The sequence below is a fragment of the Cupriavidus sp. 10L43_2 genome, from assembly GCF_056395265.1.
The window spans coordinates 60,682-78,965 of the sequence record NZ_JBFTJE010000013.1 but is presented as its reverse complement, the minus strand read 5'-3'; the positions used below and the strand labels follow the sequence as shown (position 1 = coordinate 78,965).

The window sequence follows — 18,284 nt, the reverse complement described above, 5'->3', positions numbered from 1 at the left end:
GAAGCCGGGCGACTACCGGCAAAAGACCGCGGCCGGTGCACGCGGCGTTTGGGGGCCGTCCTCCATTGCGGGAACGGGGCGGCTGGCTTATGGTGCGCGATGGTGCGCGGGCCTTGCGCCCTTCCCATGCAGCCCCCTCGGACAGCCAGGAGACCGCCAGATGAGAGAAGTTCCCGCCATGTCATCGGTGTTCGACGCCATGCGCGCGGCGTCGCGGCATGACCAGACCCCGCCGTGGGATATCCGCGCGGACCGCCTGCGCCGGCTGCGGCAACTGGTGAAGACCCACCACGACGCCATCGCCGCCGCCATCAGCGCCGACTTCACCAACCGGCCGCCGCAGGAAACCGCGCTGCTGGAGGTGTTCCCGAGCCTGGCGGGTCTCGATGACGCACTGCGGCACGGCCGGCGCTGGATGCGCGAGCGCCGCGCCCGCACCGGCCTGTGGTTCCTGCCGGGGCGCTCGCGCCTGATGCCGCAGCCGCTGGGCGTGGTGGGCGTGGTGGTGCCGTGGAACTATCCGCTCTACCTGACCGTGGGGCCGCTCACTGGCGCGCTGGTGGCCGGCAACCGGGCCATGGTCAAGCTGTCCGAATACACGCCGCGGTTCTCGGCCCTGTTCGCCCAACTGGTGCAGGCCACCTTCGCGCCGGATGAGGTGTCGGTCATCAACGGCGATGCCGAGGTAGCCGCCACCTTCAGCGCCCTGCCGTTCGACCACCTGCTGTTCACCGGCTCGACCCACGTCGGCCATCACGTGATGCGCGCCGCCGCCGCCAACCTGACGCCGGTGACGCTGGAGCTGGGCGGGAAGTCGCCGGCCATCATCGGCCCCCATGCCGATTTCGACCACGCCGTGGAGCGCATCGTGGTGGGCAAGCTGCTCAACGCCGGCCAGACCTGCATCGCCCCGGACTACGTGCTGGTGCCGGAGGACCAGCGCGACCGCTTTGCCGAGGCCGCGCGCCGCTGCGTGAACCGCCTCTATCCGGACCTCGCCCGCAACCCCGACTACACCAGCATCATCAGCCCGCGCCACTTTGGCCGGCTGGTGTCGATGATCGACGCCGCGCGCGCGGCTGGCGCCGGCGTGGTGCCGCTGACCGATGCCACGCCGGACGCCGACGCGCGCCGCCTGCCGCCCGTGCTGCTGACGGACGTGCCCGGCGATGTGATGGCGATGCAGGAGGAGATTTTCGGGCCGGTGCTGCCCGTGGTGACCTATCGCACCGTGGACGAGGCCATCGGCTTCGTCAATGCGCGGCCCCGGCCGCTGGCGCTCTATCTGTTCGACCGTCGCCGCGACGTGGTGGACCACGTGATGCGCCAGACCGTGGCCGGCGGCGTCACCATTAACGACACCCTGTTCCACATCGCCCAGGACGACCTGCCCTTCGGCGGCGTGGGCCCGAGCGGCATGGGCGTGTACCACGGCCGGGCCGGCTTCGAGACGTTCTCCAAGCTCAAGCCGGTGTTCCATCAGGCCGGGCTGAACGGTGCCGGCCTGCTGCGGCCGCCTTACGGCAAGCGTTTCGCGTCGATGCTGAAGCTGTTGCTGCGCTGAATCGGGTCCGCTCGGGGACGATCGGCGGCGCTCAGGCCGCCAGCATCGGCTTGCCGAGCATGCGCGACAGCACCGCCTCGGGCGAGTGAGTGTGGTCGCTGATGGCTGCCGGGTCGAGGTAGATGGTCTGCTCCATCATCGCCCGGCCGCGCAGGGCGGCGTGGAGCAACTGGTCGCTGAACACGATCCAGGTCGCACCGGGCGGGAACTGGAACTCCTGCTGCGGCACGGTCTTCTGGTAATCCAGGTCGGCCTTGGCCAGGTCGTGCAGCTGGAGCATGCGGTGGTCGTACTCGGACCGCGTGCGCTTGGTGATGTGGAGCTGCTTCATCAGCCACGCCTGCCCCGGCCACATGCCATGCGTTTTCGGCACGAAGCGGGCGGCGAAATCCGCGAACGGCTCGCCCACGCGCCACACACGCGGCGCGGCGGGGTCGATGTTGTGGAACACGCGCAGCAGGCGCTTGCCCAGCATCGGATTGGACGGAAACGAGTCCACGTGCAGGCGGGTGTCGTCCTTGCGCCAGCTCACCGGGCGGCCGGCGATCTCGCTGGGCCGCAGCGACGTGCCTGCGCGCGTCATATGCGTCACATATTCGGGGAACAGCGTGTGGATCAGCGTCTCGCTGGAATCCGCATAGCGGCGGATCAGCGCGTAGAGATCGGCCAGATCCTGCTCACTGCCCGCGGCGCCGCGCACGGCGCGGTCATCGGCGCGCAGGTTGATGTTCTTCGACTTGCCATCGGACCAGCGGGCATCCAGGAAGCGCTCCTCGCCCGGCTGGAAGCGGAAATTCAGGTTCGGGAAGTACAGCACGGCGCCCTGCTCGAGCTGGCGGCGCAGGTCGGCGCGCACCTCGGGGGTGACGTCGGGCGCCCATTCGGTATAGGGCTGCGTGCGGATCAGGTTCAGCGGCGTCGTCATGGTCTTGGCGTGGAGGTCCGGTTGAGCGGGATTCTACTCCGCGCCGCAGCGGGTGCCACGTGGCGCCCAGATAACAAAAAACCCCGCGGGTCCCGAAGGACCGGCGGGGTTCCTGACTGCCGGACGGCCGATTACAGGCCGGCGGCGGCGCGCAGCACGGCGGCCTTGTCGGTGGCTTCCCACGAGAACTCCGGCTCCTCGCGGCCAAAGTGGCCGTAGGCGGCGCTCTTTTCGTAGATCGGACGCAGCAGGTCCAGCATCTGGACGATGCCCTTCGGGCGCAGGTCGAAATGCTCCTGCACCAGTTCGGCGATCTTCTCGTCCGAGATCTTGCCGGTGCCTTCCGTGTACACGGTCACGTTGATCGGGCGGGCCACGCCGATGGCGTAACTGACCTGCACCTGGCACTGGCGCGCCAGGCCGGCGGCGACCACGTTCTTGGCGACGTAGCGGGCGGCGTAGGCGGCCGAGCGGTCCACTTTCGACGGGTCCTTGCCCGAGAACGCGCCGCCACCGTGCGGCGAGGCGCCGCCGTAGGTGTCGACGATGATCTTGCGGCCGGTCAGGCCGCAGTCGCCCTGCGGGCCGCCAATCACGAAGCGGCCGGTCGGGTTGACCAGGTACTTGGTGTCCTTGAGCATCGCGGCCGGCAGCACCGGCTTGATGATTTCTTCGATCACGGCTTCGCGGATCTGGGCCTGGGTGATGTCCGGGGCGTGCTGGGTGGACAGCACGACGGTATCCACGCTGTGCGGGCGGCCGTCGAGGTAGCGCACGGTGACCTGCGACTTGGCGTCCGGGCGCAGCCAGGACAGGCGGCCGTCACGGCGCAGCTGCGACTGGCGCTCCACCAGACGGTGTGCGTAGTAGATCGGGAACGGCATCAGTTCGGGCGTCTCATCGCACGCGTAGCCGAACATCAGGCCCTGGTCGCCAGCACCCTGGTTCAGGTAGTCGTCCGAGGCGCGGTCCACGCCCTGGGCGATGTCCGGCGACTGCTTGTCGTACGCCACCAGCACGGCACAACCCTTGTAGTCGATGCCGTAGTCGGTGTTGTCGTAGCCGATGCGCTTGATGGTGTCGCGGGCGACCTGGATGTAGTCCACGTTGGCCGTGGTGGTAATTTCACCGGCCAGCACCACCAGACCGGTGTTGCAGAGCGTCTCGGCCGCCACGCGGGCGTACTTGTCCTGGGCCAGGATGGCGTCCAGGACGGCGTCCGAGATCTGGTCAGCAACTTTATCGGGATGGCCTTCGGAGACAGATTCCGAAGTGAACAGGAAGTCGTTTGCCACGAGCTTGTTTCTCCAAGGTTAGCCAAGATTGGCTGTGAGTCGGCTATTGCGTGCCACCCTCGGGAAACGATGCGGCGACGCTTTAGCGGTATTTTCAGACCGCTCTGGAGAGAGCGGCATCGCCCCGCAAGTTGTCAGTTAACTCGGCGATACAGGCTATTATACGCGCCTGCCGCGTGCGCTGCAGTACTCCGGCGCGGCGCGCCGCACAGTGCACCGCGCGCACGGAGGCAGCAGGACGTGTAGCCGGTACGATACCGTGCCTGCCTCGCGCGCGATTCCCCGTCGACAAGCCTTTTTTGCCCGTATTTCCACGTTTGGCCCCATGACCTTTATCTTCTGGCTCATCTCCCTCCTGCCCCTGCGCGTGCTGCACGCCATCGGCGGCGCGCTGGGCCTGCTCGCGGCGCGGCTACCGGGCCGCTACGGCCAGCGCCTGACCGAGAACTTCCGCCACGCCTACCCGGACGTCACCGACGCCATGCTGGCCGAGGCCGCGCGCGCCACGGGCCGCCTGATCCTGGAAATGCCGTACTTCTGGAGCCGCAAGACGCTGGACGCCGCGCTCTACAACTTCGACGACTCGCTCTGGCCCACGCTGAACCGGCTCCAGATGCAGGCCAACGGCATCATCATCCTGACCCCGCACCTGGGCTGCTTCGAAGTGCTGCCGCAGTCGCATGCGGTGCATCGGCCCGTAACCGTGCTGTTCAAGCCGCCGCACCAGCAGTGGCTGCGCGACTTCGTCGAACGGATGCGAAGCCGGCCGGGCATCTCGATGGCGCCTGCCACGCCGCGCGGTGTGCGGATGCTGGTCAAGGCGCTCAAGCGCGGCGAGGCCGTCGGCATCCTGCCCGATCAGGTGCCGAGTGCCGGAGACGGCGCCTGGGCGCCGTTCTTCGGCAAGCCGGCCTATTCGATGACGCTGGTGCACCGCCTGCACCGCCTGACCAACGCGCCGGTGGTGATGATGTTCGCCGAGCGCCTGCCCAAGGGCGCCGGCTATGTCGGCCATATGCGCCTGGTGGGCTGTGGCGGCGTGCTGGCCGCCGAGGTGGAGGCCGCCGCCGCCCAGATCAACCGCGCGGTCGAGGAGTCGATTGCGATGGTGCCCACCCAGTACCTCTGGGGCTACAACCGCTACAAGCAGCCCACCGGCGCCCCGCCGCCCCCCGACCTGACCAGCCAGCCGCAGGCGGCCCCCCAAGACATCATCCAATGAGCCGAATCTTTACCTGGCTCGGCATCGGCCTGCTGACCGTGCTGGGCAAGTTGCCGTATCCGTTCGTCGCGCGCTTCGGCGAAGGGCTGGGCGGCCTGCTTTACCGGATTCCGAACGGCCGCCGCGAGGTGGTGCGCGCCAACCTGCGGCTCTGTTTCCCGGAAAAATCCGAGGCCGAGATCGACGAGATGTCGCGCGAGACCTTCCGCCACATCTTCCGCAGCTTTGCCGAGCGCGGCATCTTCTGGACCGGCAGCGAGGCGCAGATGCGCCGCTGGGTGCAGATCGACGACCAGGCCAACCTTGTGGCGCTGGACGGCAAGCCCCATATCCTCGTGACCATGCACCTCTCGGGCGTGGAGGCGGGCGCGATCCGGCTGACCATCCACCTGCGCGACCACGTGGGCCGCTCCGGGGCTTCGCTGTATACAAAGCAGAAGAACGCGCTGTTCGACGATTTCCTGAAGCACGCGCGTGGCCGCTTCGGCGCCAACATGATCTCGCGCAACGACAGCGCGCGGAACATCCTGCGCTGCCTGAAGAAGGGCGAGGCGCTGCAACTGATCGCCGACATGGACTTCGGCGAGCGCGACTCGGAATTCGTGCCGTTTTTCGGCGTGGAGGCGCTCACGCTGACCTCCGTGTCGCGGCTGGCGCGGCTGACCGGCGCCAAGGTCGTGCCGATCTATACCGAGATGCTGCCCGACTACAAGGGCTATGTGCTGCACATCCTGCCCGCCTGGGACGACTACCCCGGCGACAGCGTGACCGACGACACGCGGCGCATGAACGCCTTCTTCGAGGACGCCATCCGCCCGCGCGTGACCGAGTACTACTGGGTGCACAAGCGCTTCAAGCATCGGCCACCCGGCGAGCCAGAGATTTACTAGCTACAATCCGAGCCATGAAACTCCAGTTCACCAAGATGCACGGCGCCGGCAACGACTTCGTCGTGCTGGACGGCATCCACCAGACGCTCGACCTGACCGAGGCCCAGTGGCGCGCGCTCGCCAGCCGGCACTTTGGCGTGGGCGCGGACCAGATCCTGATCGTCGAGAAATCGACGCGCCCGGACGTGGACTTCCGCTACCGGATCTTCAATGCCGATGGCGGCGAGGTGGAGCATTGCGGCAACGGCGCGCGCTGTTTCGTGCGCTTTGTCACGGACAAGGGCATGACCGACAAGCGCTCGGTGCGCGTGGAGGTGATGAACGGCGTGATCACGCTGACCCTGCAGGACGACGGCCAGGTCACGGTGGACATGGGCGCGCCCGAGCTGACGCCGGCGCGCGTGCCGTTCCTCGCCGAGGGCCTGCCGACACGCCGCGAGGGCGACGACACGCTCTATGGCCTCGAAGTGAACGGCCGCACGGCGTGGATCACGCCGGTGTCGATGGGCAATCCGCACGCGGTGCAGGTCGTGGACGATACCGAGCAGTTCCCGGTGCTCCAGGACGGCCCGGTGATCGAACACCATCAGACGTTTCCGAAGCGGGTGAACGCCGGCTTCATGCAGATCGTGGACCGCAGCACCGTGCGGCTGCGCGTGTTCGAGCGCGGCGCCGGCGAGACGCTGGCCTGCGGCACGGGCGCCTGCGCGGCCGTGGTGGCCGGCATCCGGCGCGGTCTGCTGGACTCGCCGGTCAAGGTCCACACCCATGGCGGCGACCTGACCATCGCCTGGAACGGCGCGGGCCAGCCCGTGCAGATGACCGGCCCGGCGACCACCGTGTTCGAAGGCACTATTGACCTCGCCGCACTGAACGCGTGACTATGGGGGCTCCGCAGGCCACGCCACCGGAGACCCCATGACGCTGGACGATTTCCGCATCACCAGTAGTAAAAAATTCAATCTGGCCGATTTCGACCCGCACAGCAAACCGCTGTCGCAGGGCGACAAGGCCGCCGACCTCGCGCGGCTGGAGGCCCTCTCGGGCGAACTCGACGCGCTCCAGGACATCTTCTACGCCGAGCACCGCCGCAAGGTGCTGGTCATCCTGCAGGGCATGGATACCAGCGGCAAGGACGGCACCGTGCGCTCGGTCTTCCGCAGCTTCGATCCGCTTGGCATCCGCGTGGTGAGCTTCAAGGCCCCTACCGCCGAGGAACTGGCGCGCGACTACCTGTGGCGCGTGCACGCGCAGGTGCCCCGCGCCGGCGAGATCGCGCTGTTCAATCGCAGCCACTACGAGGACGTGCTGATCACGCGCGTGCATGGCTGGATCGATGAGGCCGAGTGCGAGCGCCGCTACAAGCAGATCCGCGCGTTCGAGTCCCTGCTGACCGATACCGGCACGACCATCGTGAAGTGCTTCCTCCATATTTCGAAGGACGAGCAGAAGGAACGGCTCGAGGCGCGTATCGCCGATCCGCAGAAACACTGGAAGTTCGACACGCAGGACCTGGCCGAGCGCAAGTTCTGGAAGGAATACCAGGACGCCTACGCCGCTGCCATCGCGGCCACGGCCACGCCGAGTTGCCCCTGGTATGTCGTGCCGGCCGACTCGAAGACCCACCGCAACCTGATGGTGGGCGAGATTGTGGCGGCCGTGTTCCGGCAGCTCAAGCCGGCATACCCGCCGCCGAAGCCGGAACTGGCGAAGCTAAAGGTGGAGTAGGCGCCGGGGGTCAGTCGCTGCCGTTGCCGCGATGCACATCGTGGGTGACGAACGGCCGCTCGGGGCCGGGCATCGCCAGCCATTTGGGGTGCTTGAGCGTGTCGCGGATATCGTCGAGCCCGCTCGCCCAGTGCTCGTGCATCGTCAGCAGGCCGAACTGGTAGTCCTTGGCGCTGCCCTCGAACGACTTGTCGCGGTAGATCAGCTGGATCACGTTACGGCGCGCGTCGCAGGCATGGTCGGCGGCGCGCTTGTACCAGGGGTCGTCGCGCTTGGAAGCCGGCACCAGTGCCATCAGCTCACTCAGCATGCGGCGATAGTTCTGCTGCTCGCGCATCACGTCCGTGATGGCGCGCGTGCGGCTGGAATACTGGATGTCCTTCTGGCGCTCGGCCACGTCGAGCAGATTGTGCGGCAGCTTGCCGCGCGCGCTCCAGAGGTCCACCTGGAAGATCAGGGCGTCCCGGCGCGGCTGGGCGGTCAGCACCTCCTGGAGCGGCGTGTTCGAGACCAGGCCGCCATCCCAGTAATACTCGCCATCGATCTCCACGGCCGGGAACCCGGGCGGCAGCGCGCCGGACGCCATGAAGTGCTCGGCGCGCAGCCGCTGGCGCGTGTTGTCGAAATACGCGAAATTACCCGTGCGCACGTTCACGGCACCCACCGAGACGCGCATCTCCTTCGGATGGTTGATGCGGTCGAAATCGGCAAAACGCTCCAGCGTGGCCTTCAGCGGGGCGGTGTCGTAGTAGCTGGCACGGCCCGGGTCTTCGCCACGGCCCCAGAGATCGGCGATGCCGCGTGGCGAGAAGAAGCCGCGCTGGCCTTCGATCATCGCGCGGGCGGCGTTGAGGCTGTCGAACCAGATCCGCATCGGCTCCGGCCACGTGGGTGCGGTCTCCGTCAGCAGCTCCAGCGGCAGGCCGGGCAGCCACGGCTGGGCGCAGATGTATTCCCAGAACGCGCGCAACTGCGTCACGCGGGTTTCAGGCGGATTGCCGGCGATGACCGCCGCGTTGAGCGCGCCGATCGAGATACCGGCGATCCAGTTCGGATGAATRCCGCCTTCGGCCAGGCCCTGGTAGACACCGGCCTGGTAGGCACCGAGCGCGCCGCCGCCTTGCAGCACCAGCGCGCGGATCGCATAGGCTTCGTGGGCGGGGCCGTCGCCCGGCAGCGCATCAGGGGCGCAGTGGTCGCTCACTGCGGCGCGCTTGGGCGCCTTGGTGCGCTTCGCCCGGGCCGGCGTGGCCGTCGATGCGGAATCCTGCGGTGGCGCGCCCTGTTCGCCCAGTTCGCGCCCGATTGCCTGCTTGGTCGCCTGTTTTACCTGCTGTTGCCGCTTGTCCGCCACGCCATGCTCCCTCGAAGTTGAGCCGGGGCGCCCCATGGCGCCCGCTCCGGCGCGTCAGACGCCGTACGTCTGACGATAGGCCGCCACGGCCGCCCGGGAGTTCCCGAGCGCGGGGTCGTTCGACGCGTCGAGGTAGGCCAGCAGGTCCTTGAGGCTGGCGATCGAGATCACGGGCACGCCGTATTCGCGCTGCACGTCCTGCACGGCCGAATGCGTGCCGATGTTGTCGGCGGTGCCGCTCTTTTCCATGCGGTCCAACGCGATCAGCACGGCGGCCGGCTCGGCGCCGGCGGCGCGAATCAGCTGCATCGACTCCCGCACGGAGGTGCCGGCCGAGATCACGTCATCGATGATCACCACCTTGCCCTGCAGCTTGGCGCCGACCAGCGTGCCGCCTTCGCCATGGTCCTTGGCTTCCTTGCGGTTGTAGGCAAACCCCACGTCCCGGCCCATGCCGGCCAGCGCCACCGCCGTGGCCGAGGCCAGCGTGATGCCCTTGTAGGCCGGCCCGAACAGCACGTCGAACTCGAGGCCCGAGTTGAGCAGGGTTTTCGCATAGAATTGCGCCACCTGACCCAGCATCGCGCCCTGATTGAACAGGCCGGCGTTGAAGAAGTAAGGCGACTTGCGGCCCGCCTTGGTCACGAACTCGCCAAAGGACAGCACGCCCGCATCGAGCGCGAAGCGGATAAAGGTCTGGCTGAGGTCGTCCGGCGTGGTCTGCTGCGTCATCTTTTCTCTCTGAATTTCAAAATTTCCCGAGATGTTACGGATTATCAGCGCCAACCTCAACGGCATCCGCTCCGCGGCCAAGAAGGGCTTTTTCGAGTGGATGGGCAAGCAGGACGCGGACATGATCTGCGTGCAGGAACTGAAAGCCCAGGAAGCCGACATGACCGAGGCGTTCCTGGCGCCACATGGCTACCACGGCTTTTTCCACTATGCCGAGAAGAAAGGTTACAGCGGCGTGGGCCTGTACACGCGCCACAAGCCCGAGCGGGTGGTCACCGGCTTCGGTGTGCCCGAGTTCGACGCCGAGGGTCGCTACGTGGAAGTGCAGTATCCGCACCTTGCGGTGATCTCCGTCTACGTGCCGTCCGGCTCCAGCGGCGAAGAACGCCAGCAGGCCAAGTTCCGCTTCATGGAGGCGTTCCTGCCCCACCTGCTGCAACTGAAGGCCAGCGGGCGCGAGATCGTCTTGTGCGGTGACGTCAACATCGCCCACAAGGAAATCGACATCAAGAACTGGAAGGGCAATCTCAAGAACTCCGGTTTCCTGCCCGAGGAGCGCGCCTGGATTGGTGAACTGTTCGATAACCACGGCTATGTGGACGTCTTCCGCCAGCTCGACCAACGCCCGGACCAGTACACCTGGTGGAGCAACCGCGGCCAGGCCTACGCGAAGAACGTCGGCTGGCGCATCGACTACCACCTGACCACCGACAAGATCGCCGCCACGGCCCGCGCCTGCGCCATCTACAAGGACGAGAAGTTCAGCGACCACGCCCCGCTGTCGATCGACTACGATTTTCCGCTGTGAGACGGGCGCCCGGGCGGGATGCCGGGGCCGGCGCGCTCAGTTGGCGCGGATTTCTTCCAGCAGGTTCGGGTGGCGATCCAGCAACTTGAGCAGCTTTACCAGCGCCAGCGGCGGCTTGGTCCGGCCGGTCTCGTAGCGCGAGAACGCATTGACCCCGCCGCCGAAGATCTCGCCAGCCTCCCGCTGGTCGAGTTCCAGCTTGCGGCGCACCGACACGATGAACGCCGGATCGACGATAGCGGCGTTGACCTGCTTGTTGAAGGCAACCATCAACTGGCCGATCCGCTCATCTTCATCGAGATCAAGAACCCCTTCACCGCAGGCGGGACACCAGTCCGCCAGCACGCCTTCGATCACCATGGTTTCGCCGCGATAGTCGTAGGGCATGTCCTGCCGCTCCCTGACCAGTTCGGATCCTCCGCATTCCGGGCATCTCATATCCCGACTCCTTTTTCGAGGTGGTGCTCTTTACAGCACCTTGAATGACACAATCACCAGTTGCTCGATCACGCTGAGCTTCAGGTAGAGCGACCCATAGGGGGTGACGGGGTGGTAGACGTCCTGCCAGACTCGATGATCCGCGTGCGTTGTCATGCTCTTATACAAGTCGCTTCGCTCAAACCGCGCCAGGATGTCAATCACCTCCCTCCGACTCAACCCCATTGCCCGATAGCTCCGGGAAGCTGAGGTGGTGAACCGCAACCTCCCCTCCGTCACCAACGCCCTCACCACAGAGAGCTTGTAATGCGCTGACGATTTCTCCATGCAAAATTAACCTACTTGGTTATTACCTGCAAGCCCCGGAATGTGTCGGACCGCAACCGCCTCTCTCGCGTAAACCCTGCGCCCGCCCCCTAACCTCGCTACAATGCAGGTTCGCTGCCCCGTTGGGCAGGCGACTTTTCGCATTTTCAGAGTGAGTCAGCCATGGTTTTCAAAGTGTTCGTCGATGGTCAGGAAGGCACCACCGGTCTCCGGCTGCTGGACTACCTCTCGGGTCGCTCCGATGTGGAGCTGCTGCGCATTGCCGATGACAAGCGCAAGGACCCGCAAGAGCGAGCACGCTTCCTGAATGCCTCGGATGTCTCGTTCCTGTGCCTGCCGGACGTGGCCTCGCGTGAGGCCGTGTCGCTGGTGACCAATCCCAATACCTGCGTGATCGACGCCAGCACGGCGTTCCGCACCACCGACTCGTGGGCCTATGGCCTGCCCGAGCTGACCCGTGGCCAGCGCGAGAAGGTGCGCGCCAGCAAGCGCATCGCGGTGCCGGGCTGCCACGCCAGCGCCTTCGTGCTGGCCGTGCGTCCGCTCGTGGAAGCGGGCCTGATGCCGGCCGACTACCCGGTGTCGGCGTTCTCGCTGACCGGCTACAGCGGCGGCGGCAAGAAGATGATTGCCGAGTTCGAGGCGGGCGGGAATCCGCGTCTCGATAGCCCGCGCCCCTACGCGCTGAGCCTCGAGCACAAGCACCTGCCCGAGATGCGCGTGCAGGCCGGCCTGGCCCAGGCGCCGATCTTCAACCCGATCGTCGGCAACTTCCTGAAGGGTCTGGCCGTGACGGTGCCGGTGTTCCCGGCGCTGCTGTCGCGCAAGGCCGATGCCGAGGCCATCCTCGACATCTACCGCAAGCATTACGAGGGCGAGCAGTTCGTGCGCGTGCATCCGTTCAATAGCGATGCCAACCTCGACGGCGGCTTCTTCGACGTCCAGGCCAGCAACGACACCAATCGCGTGGACCTGTTCGTGTTCGGCAATGGCGAGCGCCTGAATCTGGTCGCACGCCTGGACAACCTCGGCAAGGGCGCCGCCGGCGCGGCCGTGCAATGCATGAACGTGCATGTGGGCGCCGACGAGGCGACCGGGCTGACCGCCTGACGCGTCACCAACCCGTCGCACAATAAGAAAAGCCGGCTTCGCGCCGGCTTTTCGCTTTCCTGGGATCCGGCTGGCCTAGCTGCCGGTCTTGACCAGCGTCGCCTTCAGCGCCACGCCGATATACGCCGCGCCCTTGGCGCAGACGTAGGTGGTATCGCTGGAGGTCTCGTCGTCCTTCCAGTTGCTGCGGATCTCCATCACCGCATTGCTGCCGCCCTGGGCCGCGCGCTGCTGGAGGTCCTGCACAGCCTGCACGAACACCGTTTCGCACAGCTGGGCATCCGTCAGCACCGGGCCCTCCTGCACCTTGTTCACCGGCCGGCGCACGCGCTTCACCGTCTTGTACAAGGTGGGATCCGTGGCGCCCTCAAGCCGGTTGAAGCCGAACAGCAGCTTCGTGTTCGGGTCGATGCGTTCCTTGGCGGCCTGGCTAGCCAGTGCCTGGTCGATCGGCATCGTCAGCAGCGTGTCGGCGGCGCTGGCCACGCCCGACGCGCCCGCAGCCACCAGCGCGGCCGCTACCAGGCCGCAGCGCAATCCAGTCCTCATGGTCTTTCTCCCTGATCAAGGTTGAGAATCTCAGCGCGCCAAAGCCTGTTGCAGGGGCGTTGACGCCACTTTTCCATCCTACAGGAATCGCCGATAACCTGAGTCGACGGCCGTCTTTACTTTTTTAGTGGACGCTGGCTGTCGTCGTCGCCGGCATCGACCGGGGCACCGCCCAGGTTAGCCATATTGGGCGTGTGGGCGGGCAGCTTCTCCATCGGCATGTTCATGGCGCGGGCGTAGAGCGGCATCACCTCGCCCATGTGCGCCTCAAGCACCGCGATGCGGCTGCGGCCGGACGGGTGCGTGGACTTGAACTCGTCGCCCATCTCCAGCACCGTGCCCATCTTGCGCCACAGTGTGACGGCGGCGCGCGGGTCGTAGCCGGCGCGGGCGGCGATGTCCATGCCAATCAGGTCCGCCTCGGTTTCCTCGAGCCGCGAAAACCGCAGCGACACGAGCCGGGCATTGTTGCCGATATCGAAATTGCCGAGATTGCCGAAGCCGGTCAGCTGGGACACCACGTTGGCGCCAAGATTCGAGATCTCGGACTGCGCCGCGCGCTGCCGGGCGTGTTCCTCCAACGCGTGGGCGATCTCGTGGCCCATCACCATGGCCACTTCGTCGTCGGTGAGCTTGAGCTGGTCGAGCAGGCCGGAGTAGACCGCCATTTTGCCGCCGGGCATGCAGAACGCGTTGACCAGCTTCGACTCGATCAGGTTGATCTCCCACGCCCAGCGGCCGGCGCGTGGGTTCCACAGCACGGTCTCGGGCAGCAGCCGGATGCCGATCTCGCGCAGGCGCTTCACCTGCGGGTTGTCGTCGCCGGCCAGCGTGTGCTTGGCGATGGCTTCCTGCTTGATCTGTTCGTACTCGCGGGCAGCTTGCTGGTCGATGACTTCCATCGGCACGATCGTGCGCACGCGCGAGTAGCGGCGCTCCACGCGCACGCCGTCGTCGGGCGCGGCTACCAGGGCCACTTCCTGCGCGATGGCCGGCACGGTTGCGCACGCGGCGCAGGACCAAGCCAGCCAGGTCAGCCATCCCGGGCGCCGGGGCGTGCGGCACGGTGGCAACGGCGATTCGTTCGACGCGATCAGGGTCACGGCAGGGCTCGGCGCGATAAGGGTCGACAAACGGCGTCGAATCGATGAGTGGGGACGCAAACGGTGATGCAATAATACATCCATGACGTTCCAAGACTACCTCGACATTTTCCGCAATCGCCGCATCGGCGCCATGCTGACGCTGGGCTTCGCGTCCGGGCTGCCGCTCGCGCTGACCTCGGGCACGCTCCAGGCCTGGATGACCGTGGAGGGGCTCGACATCAAGACCATCGGCTTCTTCTCGCTGGTCGGGCAGGCGTACATCTTCAAGTTCCTGTGGGCGCCGCTGATGGACCGCTACACGCCGCCCCTGCTGGGCCGGCGGCGCGGCTGGCTGCTGGTGACGCAGCTCGGGCTGGTGGCCAGCATCGCCGCCATGGCGTTCTGCCCGCCGCGCGAGGCGCTCTGGGCGCTGGCGGCGCTGGCCACGCTGGTGGCGTTCCTGTCGGCGTCGCAGGACATTGTGTTCGATGCCTACAGCACCGACGTGCTGCGCCCGGCCGAGCGCGGCGCCGGCGCAGCGGTCAAGGTGCTCGGCTACCGGCTGGCGATGCTGGTCTCGGGCGGGCTGGCGCTGTACCTGGCGGACCGCGTGCTGGGCTGGTCCAGCATGTACCTGCTGATGGCGGCGCTGATGTCGGTAGGGCTGCTGACGCTGCTCTGGGCGCCCGAACCGGACGTGCCGGCGCGCCAGCCGCGCACGCTGGAGGAGGCCGTGGTCGGCCCGCTGCGCGACTTTTTCGGGCGCCAGGGCGCGTGGTGGCTGCTGCTGCTGATCGTGCTCTACAAGCTGGGCGATGCCTTCGCCGGCAGCCTGTCCACCACGTTCCTGATCCGGGGCCTGGGCTTCGATCCGGGCGAGGTGGGCATCGTCAACAAGACGCTGGGTCTCGCGGCCACGATCATCGGCGCGCTGTTCGGTGGGTCGCTGATGGTGCGGCTCGGGCTGTACCGGTCGCTGATGCTGTTCGGCATCCTGCAGGCGGTGTCGAACCTCGGCTACTGGGTGCTCTCGGTCACGCCGCCCCATATCTGGAGCATGGGTGCGACCATCGCCATCGAGAATATCTGCGGCGGCATGGGCACGGCGGCCTTCGTGGCGCTGCTGATGACGCTCTGCAACCGCTCGTTCTCGGCCACGCAGTACGCGCTGCTGTCCGCGCTGGCGTCGATCGGCCGGGTCTACGTGGGGCCGACCTCGGGCTATATGGTCGAAGCCTGGGGCTGGGCGCCCTTCTACCTCGGCACCGTGGTGGCGGCCGTGCCCGGCGTGGCCCTGCTCTGGGCGATGCGCGGCACGGTCCACCGCTACGAAGCCCAGGCGCGCGAGCCGGCCAAGGAGCCGGGCGTCCCTCGTCCGGCCTGATCGGCCTTATTCCTTGTAGTAAACGATCTGGTGCGACGAGGCCAGCAGCACGCCGCTGGCGCTCCAGATCTGCGCGCTCTGGTCGAAGAAGCCCTGGCGGAACACCTGCGCCCGCGCGCTGCCGAGCACGTGGCTGTCGCCCAACTCGGCCAGCGTGGCCGCATCGGCATGGAAATAGGTCGTGATCGACACCGTGCCGGCCGGCACAAAGCCGGCGCGCTTGAGGAAAATGCGCGGATAGAAGGCGTCGCACCAGGCCGCCACGGCGGCGTAGTCGGGCGTGCGGGCCGGTTCGTCACGCAGCCAGAACTGGGTCAGGCTGTCCGGATGCTCGGTGCCGACGGCGGTTGAGGGCTTGGCGCCGCGCACCGCGCGCATGTCGTAGCTGCCGATCCAGCGCACCGGCGCGAAACCGCCCATGCCGGGCAGGGTGTCAGCGGGCGGCACATCGGGCATGACGGCTTCGCCGCTGCCCCAGGTCTCGCGCCGCACGGCGAAGACCGCGCTGCCGGTGGTCGTCACCTCGCCGTTCTGGCGCAATTCCAGATGCCAGTGCTGGGTGGACCGGTTGGTCCGCGACGGACGCGCCTCGATCTCGAACGGCCCCTCGGCAATCGGCCCGGCGAAGTTCACCGTCAGCGCAATCGGATCGCCCAGCCGCTCGGGATGGCTCAACGCCGCCTGGAGGAGCGTGGCCGCCGTCATCCCGCCGAACGGGCCAATCATGTTCCAGTAGGCCTGGCTGGTATGACCCAGGAAGCGGTGCTCGCCGGCTGGCTCCAGCGCCAGGGCGAGGTCGAACGGATGTTGCGAGTCGGTGTGGGGCGCTTGGGTCATGGCAGAAAATAGTACGATCGTTCGGTAATCGTCGTACGGTATGCCCACCCGGCCCCCGCGTCAAGCCGGGTTCACACCGCGCAAACCCGGTACACCGCCAGGCTGCCGCGCCAGTTCTCGCCCCAGTTCACGGTCACGCCCTCGTGCATCACCACGCGGTCCAGCACGCGCAGGCCCACCTTGGGCGCCAGCCCCTCGAAGTCGCTGATGGTCAGCACACGCACGTTCGGCGTGTTGTACCACTGGTACGGCAGCGCTTCCGACACCGGCATGCGGCCCCGGAACACCGACAGCCGGTGCGGCCAGTAGCCGAAGTTCGGGAACGAGACGATGCACTCGCGTCCCACCCGCAGGGTGTCGCGCAGCACCTGGGCCGTGTTGTGGATGGTCTGGAGCGTCTGGGACAGGATCACCGTGTCGAAGCTCCGGTCCTCGAACAGCGCCAGCCCGCCCTCCAGGTCCTGCTGAATCACGTGCACGCCCTTCTGGGCGCAGGCCAGCACGCCTTCGTCGCGGATTTCGATGCCATACGCCTGCACGTCCAGTTCGTCCTGGAGCACGCGCAGCAGGCTGCCATCGCCGCAGCCGGCGTCCAGCACCGTGGAGTTGGGCTCGATCCAGCGCGCAATCGCGCGGAAGTCGGGCCGCAGCGCGAGGATATTGGGGTTGGCGGAGGCGTTCATGCGCCGATCTCCTCGGCAATGCGTTCGTAGTAGGCGCGCATCAGGTTGTGGTAGCGCGGATCGTCGAGCAGGAAGGCGTCGTGGCCGTGCGGGGCGTCGATCTCGGCGTACGAAACCGGCCGCTTGTTGTCGAGCAGCGCCTTGACCAGCTCCCGGCTGCGGTTCGGCGCGAAGCGCCAGTCGGTCGTGAAGCTCGCTACCAGGAAGCTGGCCTGGGTGTGGGAGATCGCGCGCTTCAGGTCGCCGCCGTAGGCCAGCGCCGGGTCGAAGTAATCGAGCGCGCGGGTGATCAGCAGGTAGGTGTTGGCGTCGAAGTACTCCGCGAACTTGTCGCCCTGGTAGCGCAGGTAGCTTTCCACCTGGAACTCGACGTCGAACGAGAAGCGGATGTCCTCGGACTTCAGCGAGCGGCCGAATTTCTCGGCCATGTCCTCGTCGGACAGGTAAGTGATATGGCCGATCATGCGCGCCACGCGCAGGCCGCGCTTCGGCTTGACGTTGTGCGCGTAGTAGTTGCCGCCGTGGAAGTCCGGGTCCGACAGGATGGCGCTGCGCGCCACCTCGTTGAAGGCGATGTTCTGCGCCGACAGCTTGGGCGTGGACGCCACCACGATGCAGTGGCGCAGCCGGTCCGGGTACATCAGGCTCCAGGCCAGCGCCTGCATGCCGCCGAGGCTGCCGCCCATCACCGCGGCGAACTGCGTGATGCCGAACGCGTCGGCCACGCGCGCCTGGGCGTTGACCCAGTCCTCCACCGTCATCACCGGGAACAGCGCGCCGTAGGGCTGGCCGGTGGCCGGGTTGGTGCTCATCGGCCCGGTCGAGCCGAAGCAGGAACCAAGGTTGTTCACGCCGATGACGAAGAAGCGGTCGGTATCGAGCGGCTTGCCGGGGCCGACCATGTTGTCCCACCAGCCGATGTCGCGCGGATTGTCCGCCGCGATGCCGGCCACGTGGTGCGAGGCGTTGAGCGCGTGGCACACCAGCACGGCATTCGATGCCGCCGCGTTGAGCGTGCCGTAGGTTTCCACCATCAGGTCATAGCCGGCCAGCTGGCTGCCGTTGCGCAGCGGGAGCGGCTCGGCGAAGTGCATGCGCCGGGGCGTGACAACGCCGACGGAGCCGGCGGCGAGGTCGGCCTCCGGTACGGCGGCAGGAATAGCAACATCTGTCATGGAGGGGGCCCGCGGCGAGCGGGCATAAAAAAACCCGACTGGCAGTTGCGTGTGTCGCAGCCAAGTCGGGCATGTCGCGGTGTCCCGCGCGTCGGCGCCATATCGTGGATTGCTCCCGCGAGGCACCGACCCAACCTCTTTAGCCGCATTTATAGTGGCAGCCGGCGGTCATCCTGAG

General features: G+C 67.0%; 19 protein-coding genes. 8 read left to right on the top strand and 11 right to left on the bottom strand.

Annotated features, from left to right (window positions below; genetic code table 11):
• Positions 1 to 160 precede the first annotated feature (160 nt).
• Complete coding sequence (locus tag AC1DEL_RS18445) at positions 161 to 1,564, top strand: coniferyl aldehyde dehydrogenase (protein ID WP_092291432.1); 1,404 nt, start codon at positions 161 to 163, stop codon at positions 1,562 to 1,564.
• A gap of 31 nt (positions 1,565 to 1,595) precedes the next feature.
• Here AC1DEL_RS18445 and AC1DEL_RS18440 read toward each other — a convergent pair whose 3' ends face one another.
• Complete coding sequence (locus AC1DEL_RS18440; RefSeq protein ID WP_477125863.1) at positions 1,596 to 2,489, bottom strand: Kdo hydroxylase family protein; 894 nt, start codon at positions 2,487 to 2,489, stop codon at positions 1,596 to 1,598.
• Between the two features lie 131 nt (positions 2,490 to 2,620).
• The gene (gene metK, locus AC1DEL_RS18435) at positions 2,621 to 3,784 is read right to left on the bottom strand and encodes a methionine adenosyltransferase (protein WP_092291429.1); all 1,164 of its coding nucleotides are present in this window, start codon (positions 3,782 to 3,784) and stop codon (positions 2,621 to 2,623) included.
• 325 nt (positions 3,785 to 4,109) lie between these two features.
• On the opposite strand from metK, the gene AC1DEL_RS18430 reads away from it, so the two are divergent.
• The 4 genes from AC1DEL_RS18430 to AC1DEL_RS18415 are packed head-to-tail and all read left to right on the top strand — an operon-like array spanning position 4,110 to position 7,624.
• Entirely contained in the window at positions 4,110 to 5,006 is an 897-nt protein-coding gene (locus AC1DEL_RS18430; RefSeq protein WP_092291427.1) for a lysophospholipid acyltransferase family protein, read from the top strand.
• Positions 5,003 to 5,896: a lipid A biosynthesis lauroyl acyltransferase gene (locus AC1DEL_RS18425; RefSeq protein WP_092291425.1), complete on the top strand. Its 894-nt coding sequence runs from the start codon at positions 5,003 to 5,005 to the stop codon at positions 5,894 to 5,896. Before AC1DEL_RS18430 ends, AC1DEL_RS18425 begins: the two co-directional genes overlap by 4 nt.
• A 14-nt stretch (positions 5,897 to 5,910) precedes the next feature.
• Positions 5,911 to 6,777, top strand: coding sequence for a diaminopimelate epimerase (dapF, locus tag AC1DEL_RS18420; RefSeq protein ID WP_092291423.1), 867 nt, complete (start codon positions 5,911 to 5,913; stop codon positions 6,775 to 6,777).
• Positions 6,778 to 6,814: 37 nt separating this feature from the next.
• A complete protein-coding gene (locus tag AC1DEL_RS18415) occupies positions 6,815 to 7,624 on the top strand; it encodes a polyphosphate kinase 2 family protein (protein WP_477125862.1) in 810 nt (269 codons plus the stop codon).
• A gap of 10 nt (positions 7,625 to 7,634) precedes the next feature.
• On the opposite strand, the gene AC1DEL_RS18410 is transcribed toward AC1DEL_RS18415, so the two are convergent.
• Entirely contained in the window at positions 7,635 to 8,978 is a 1,344-nt protein-coding gene (locus AC1DEL_RS18410; protein ID WP_477125861.1) for a DUF3734 domain-containing protein, read from the bottom strand.
• Between the two features lie 54 nt (positions 8,979 to 9,032).
• Complete coding sequence (pyrE, locus tag AC1DEL_RS18405; RefSeq protein WP_092291417.1) at positions 9,033 to 9,710, bottom strand: orotate phosphoribosyltransferase; 678 nt, start codon at positions 9,708 to 9,710, stop codon at positions 9,033 to 9,035.
• 31 nt (positions 9,711 to 9,741) lie between these two features.
• Between pyrE and AC1DEL_RS18400 the strand changes: the two genes are divergently transcribed.
• Positions 9,742 to 10,518, top strand: coding sequence for an exodeoxyribonuclease III (locus AC1DEL_RS18400; RefSeq protein ID WP_477112749.1), 777 nt, complete (start codon positions 9,742 to 9,744; stop codon positions 10,516 to 10,518).
• A 36-nt stretch (positions 10,519 to 10,554) separates the two neighbouring features.
• Here the strand turns inward: AC1DEL_RS18400 and AC1DEL_RS18395 are convergent, their stop codons facing one another.
• Together AC1DEL_RS18395 and AC1DEL_RS18390 are read right to left on the bottom strand one after the other, a co-directional pair.
• The gene (locus AC1DEL_RS18395) at positions 10,555 to 10,956 is read right to left on the bottom strand and encodes a type II TA system antitoxin MqsA family protein (RefSeq protein ID WP_092291413.1); all 402 of its coding nucleotides are present in this window, start codon (positions 10,954 to 10,956) and stop codon (positions 10,555 to 10,557) included.
• Between the two features lie 30 nt (positions 10,957 to 10,986).
• Positions 10,987 to 11,283, bottom strand: a complete 297-nt coding sequence (locus tag AC1DEL_RS18390) for a type II toxin-antitoxin system MqsR family toxin (RefSeq protein WP_477125860.1) — start codon at positions 11,281 to 11,283, stop codon at positions 10,987 to 10,989.
• 162 nt (positions 11,284 to 11,445) lie between these two features.
• Between AC1DEL_RS18390 and argC the strand changes: the two genes are divergently transcribed.
• A complete protein-coding gene (gene argC, locus AC1DEL_RS18385; protein WP_092291409.1) occupies positions 11,446 to 12,393 on the top strand; it encodes an N-acetyl-gamma-glutamyl-phosphate reductase in 948 nt (315 codons plus the stop codon).
• 75 nt (positions 12,394 to 12,468) lie between these two features.
• Here argC and AC1DEL_RS18380 read toward each other — a convergent pair whose 3' ends face one another.
• Together AC1DEL_RS18380 and AC1DEL_RS18375 are read right to left on the bottom strand one after the other, a co-directional pair.
• The gene (locus AC1DEL_RS18380) at positions 12,469 to 12,942 is read right to left on the bottom strand and encodes an excinuclease ATPase (protein ID WP_092291407.1); all 474 of its coding nucleotides are present in this window, start codon (positions 12,940 to 12,942) and stop codon (positions 12,469 to 12,471) included.
• Positions 12,943 to 13,058: 116 nt separating this feature from the next.
• Positions 13,059 to 13,979, bottom strand: a complete 921-nt coding sequence (locus tag AC1DEL_RS18375) for a M48 family metallopeptidase (RefSeq protein ID WP_477125888.1) — start codon at positions 13,977 to 13,979, stop codon at positions 13,059 to 13,061.
• A 148-nt stretch (positions 13,980 to 14,127) separates the two neighbouring features.
• Here AC1DEL_RS18375 and AC1DEL_RS18370 point away from each other — a divergent pair, with 148 nt between their 5' ends.
• Positions 14,128 to 15,411 (top strand): muropeptide transporter, encoded by a 1,284-nt coding sequence (locus tag AC1DEL_RS18370; protein ID WP_092291405.1) that lies wholly within the window; start codon positions 14,128 to 14,130, stop codon positions 15,409 to 15,411.
• Positions 15,412 to 15,417: 6 nt separating this feature from the next.
• Here AC1DEL_RS18370 and AC1DEL_RS18365 read toward each other — a convergent pair whose 3' ends face one another.
• The 3 genes from AC1DEL_RS18365 to metX form a co-directional block, all read right to left on the bottom strand.
• Entirely contained in the window at positions 15,418 to 16,248 is an 831-nt protein-coding gene (locus AC1DEL_RS18365; protein ID WP_477106985.1) for an acyl-CoA thioesterase, read from the bottom strand.
• Between the two features lie 71 nt (positions 16,249 to 16,319).
• A complete protein-coding gene (gene metW, locus AC1DEL_RS18360) occupies positions 16,320 to 16,931 on the bottom strand; it encodes a methionine biosynthesis protein MetW (RefSeq protein WP_092291401.1) in 612 nt (203 codons plus the stop codon).
• Positions 16,928 to 18,106 (bottom strand): homoserine O-succinyltransferase MetX, encoded by a 1,179-nt coding sequence (gene metX / locus AC1DEL_RS18355; protein ID WP_477125859.1) that lies wholly within the window; start codon positions 18,104 to 18,106, stop codon positions 16,928 to 16,930. The genes metW and metX overlap by 4 nt, the downstream gene beginning before the upstream one ends.
• Between the last annotated feature and the right edge of the window lie 178 nt (positions 18,107 to 18,284).

Coding starts and splice junctions, on each gene's coding strand:
- AC1DEL_RS18445 (WP_092291432.1), top strand. CDS start 161: ATGAGAGAAGTTCCCGCCATGTCATCGGTGTTCGACGCCATGCGCGCG.
- AC1DEL_RS18440 (WP_477125863.1), bottom strand. CDS start 2,489: ATGACGACGCCGCTGAACCTGATCCGCACGCAGCCCTATACCGAATGG.
- AC1DEL_RS18430 (WP_092291427.1), top strand. CDS start 4,110: ATGACCTTTATCTTCTGGCTCATCTCCCTCCTGCCCCTGCGCGTGCTG.
- AC1DEL_RS18425 (WP_092291425.1), top strand. CDS start 5,003: ATGAGCCGAATCTTTACCTGGCTCGGCATCGGCCTGCTGACCGTGCTG.
- dapF (WP_092291423.1), top strand. CDS start 5,911: ATGAAACTCCAGTTCACCAAGATGCACGGCGCCGGCAACGACTTCGTC.
- AC1DEL_RS18415 (WP_477125862.1), top strand. CDS start 6,815: ATGACGCTGGACGATTTCCGCATCACCAGTAGTAAAAAATTCAATCTG.
- pyrE (WP_092291417.1), bottom strand. CDS start 9,710: ATGACGCAGCAGACCACGCCGGACGACCTCAGCCAGACCTTTATCCGC.
- AC1DEL_RS18400 (WP_477112749.1), top strand. CDS start 9,742: ATGTTACGGATTATCAGCGCCAACCTCAACGGCATCCGCTCCGCGGCC.
- AC1DEL_RS18395 (WP_092291413.1), bottom strand. CDS start 10,956: ATGAGATGCCCGGAATGCGGAGGATCCGAACTGGTCAGGGAGCGGCAG.
- AC1DEL_RS18390 (WP_477125860.1), bottom strand. CDS start 11,283: ATGGAGAAATCGTCAGCGCATTACAAGCTCTCTGTGGTGAGGGCGTTG.
- argC (WP_092291409.1), top strand. CDS start 11,446: ATGGTTTTCAAAGTGTTCGTCGATGGTCAGGAAGGCACCACCGGTCTC.
- AC1DEL_RS18380 (WP_092291407.1), bottom strand. CDS start 12,942: ATGAGGACTGGATTGCGCTGCGGCCTGGTAGCGGCCGCGCTGGTGGCT.
- AC1DEL_RS18370 (WP_092291405.1), top strand. CDS start 14,128: ATGACGTTCCAAGACTACCTCGACATTTTCCGCAATCGCCGCATCGGC.
- AC1DEL_RS18365 (WP_477106985.1), bottom strand. CDS start 16,248: ATGACCCAAGCGCCCCACACCGACTCGCAACATCCGTTCGACCTCGCC.
- metW (WP_092291401.1), bottom strand. CDS start 16,931: ATGAACGCCTCCGCCAACCCCAATATCCTCGCGCTGCGGCCCGACTTC.
- metX (WP_477125859.1), bottom strand. CDS start 18,106: ATGACAGATGTTGCTATTCCTGCCGCCGTACCGGAGGCCGACCTCGCC.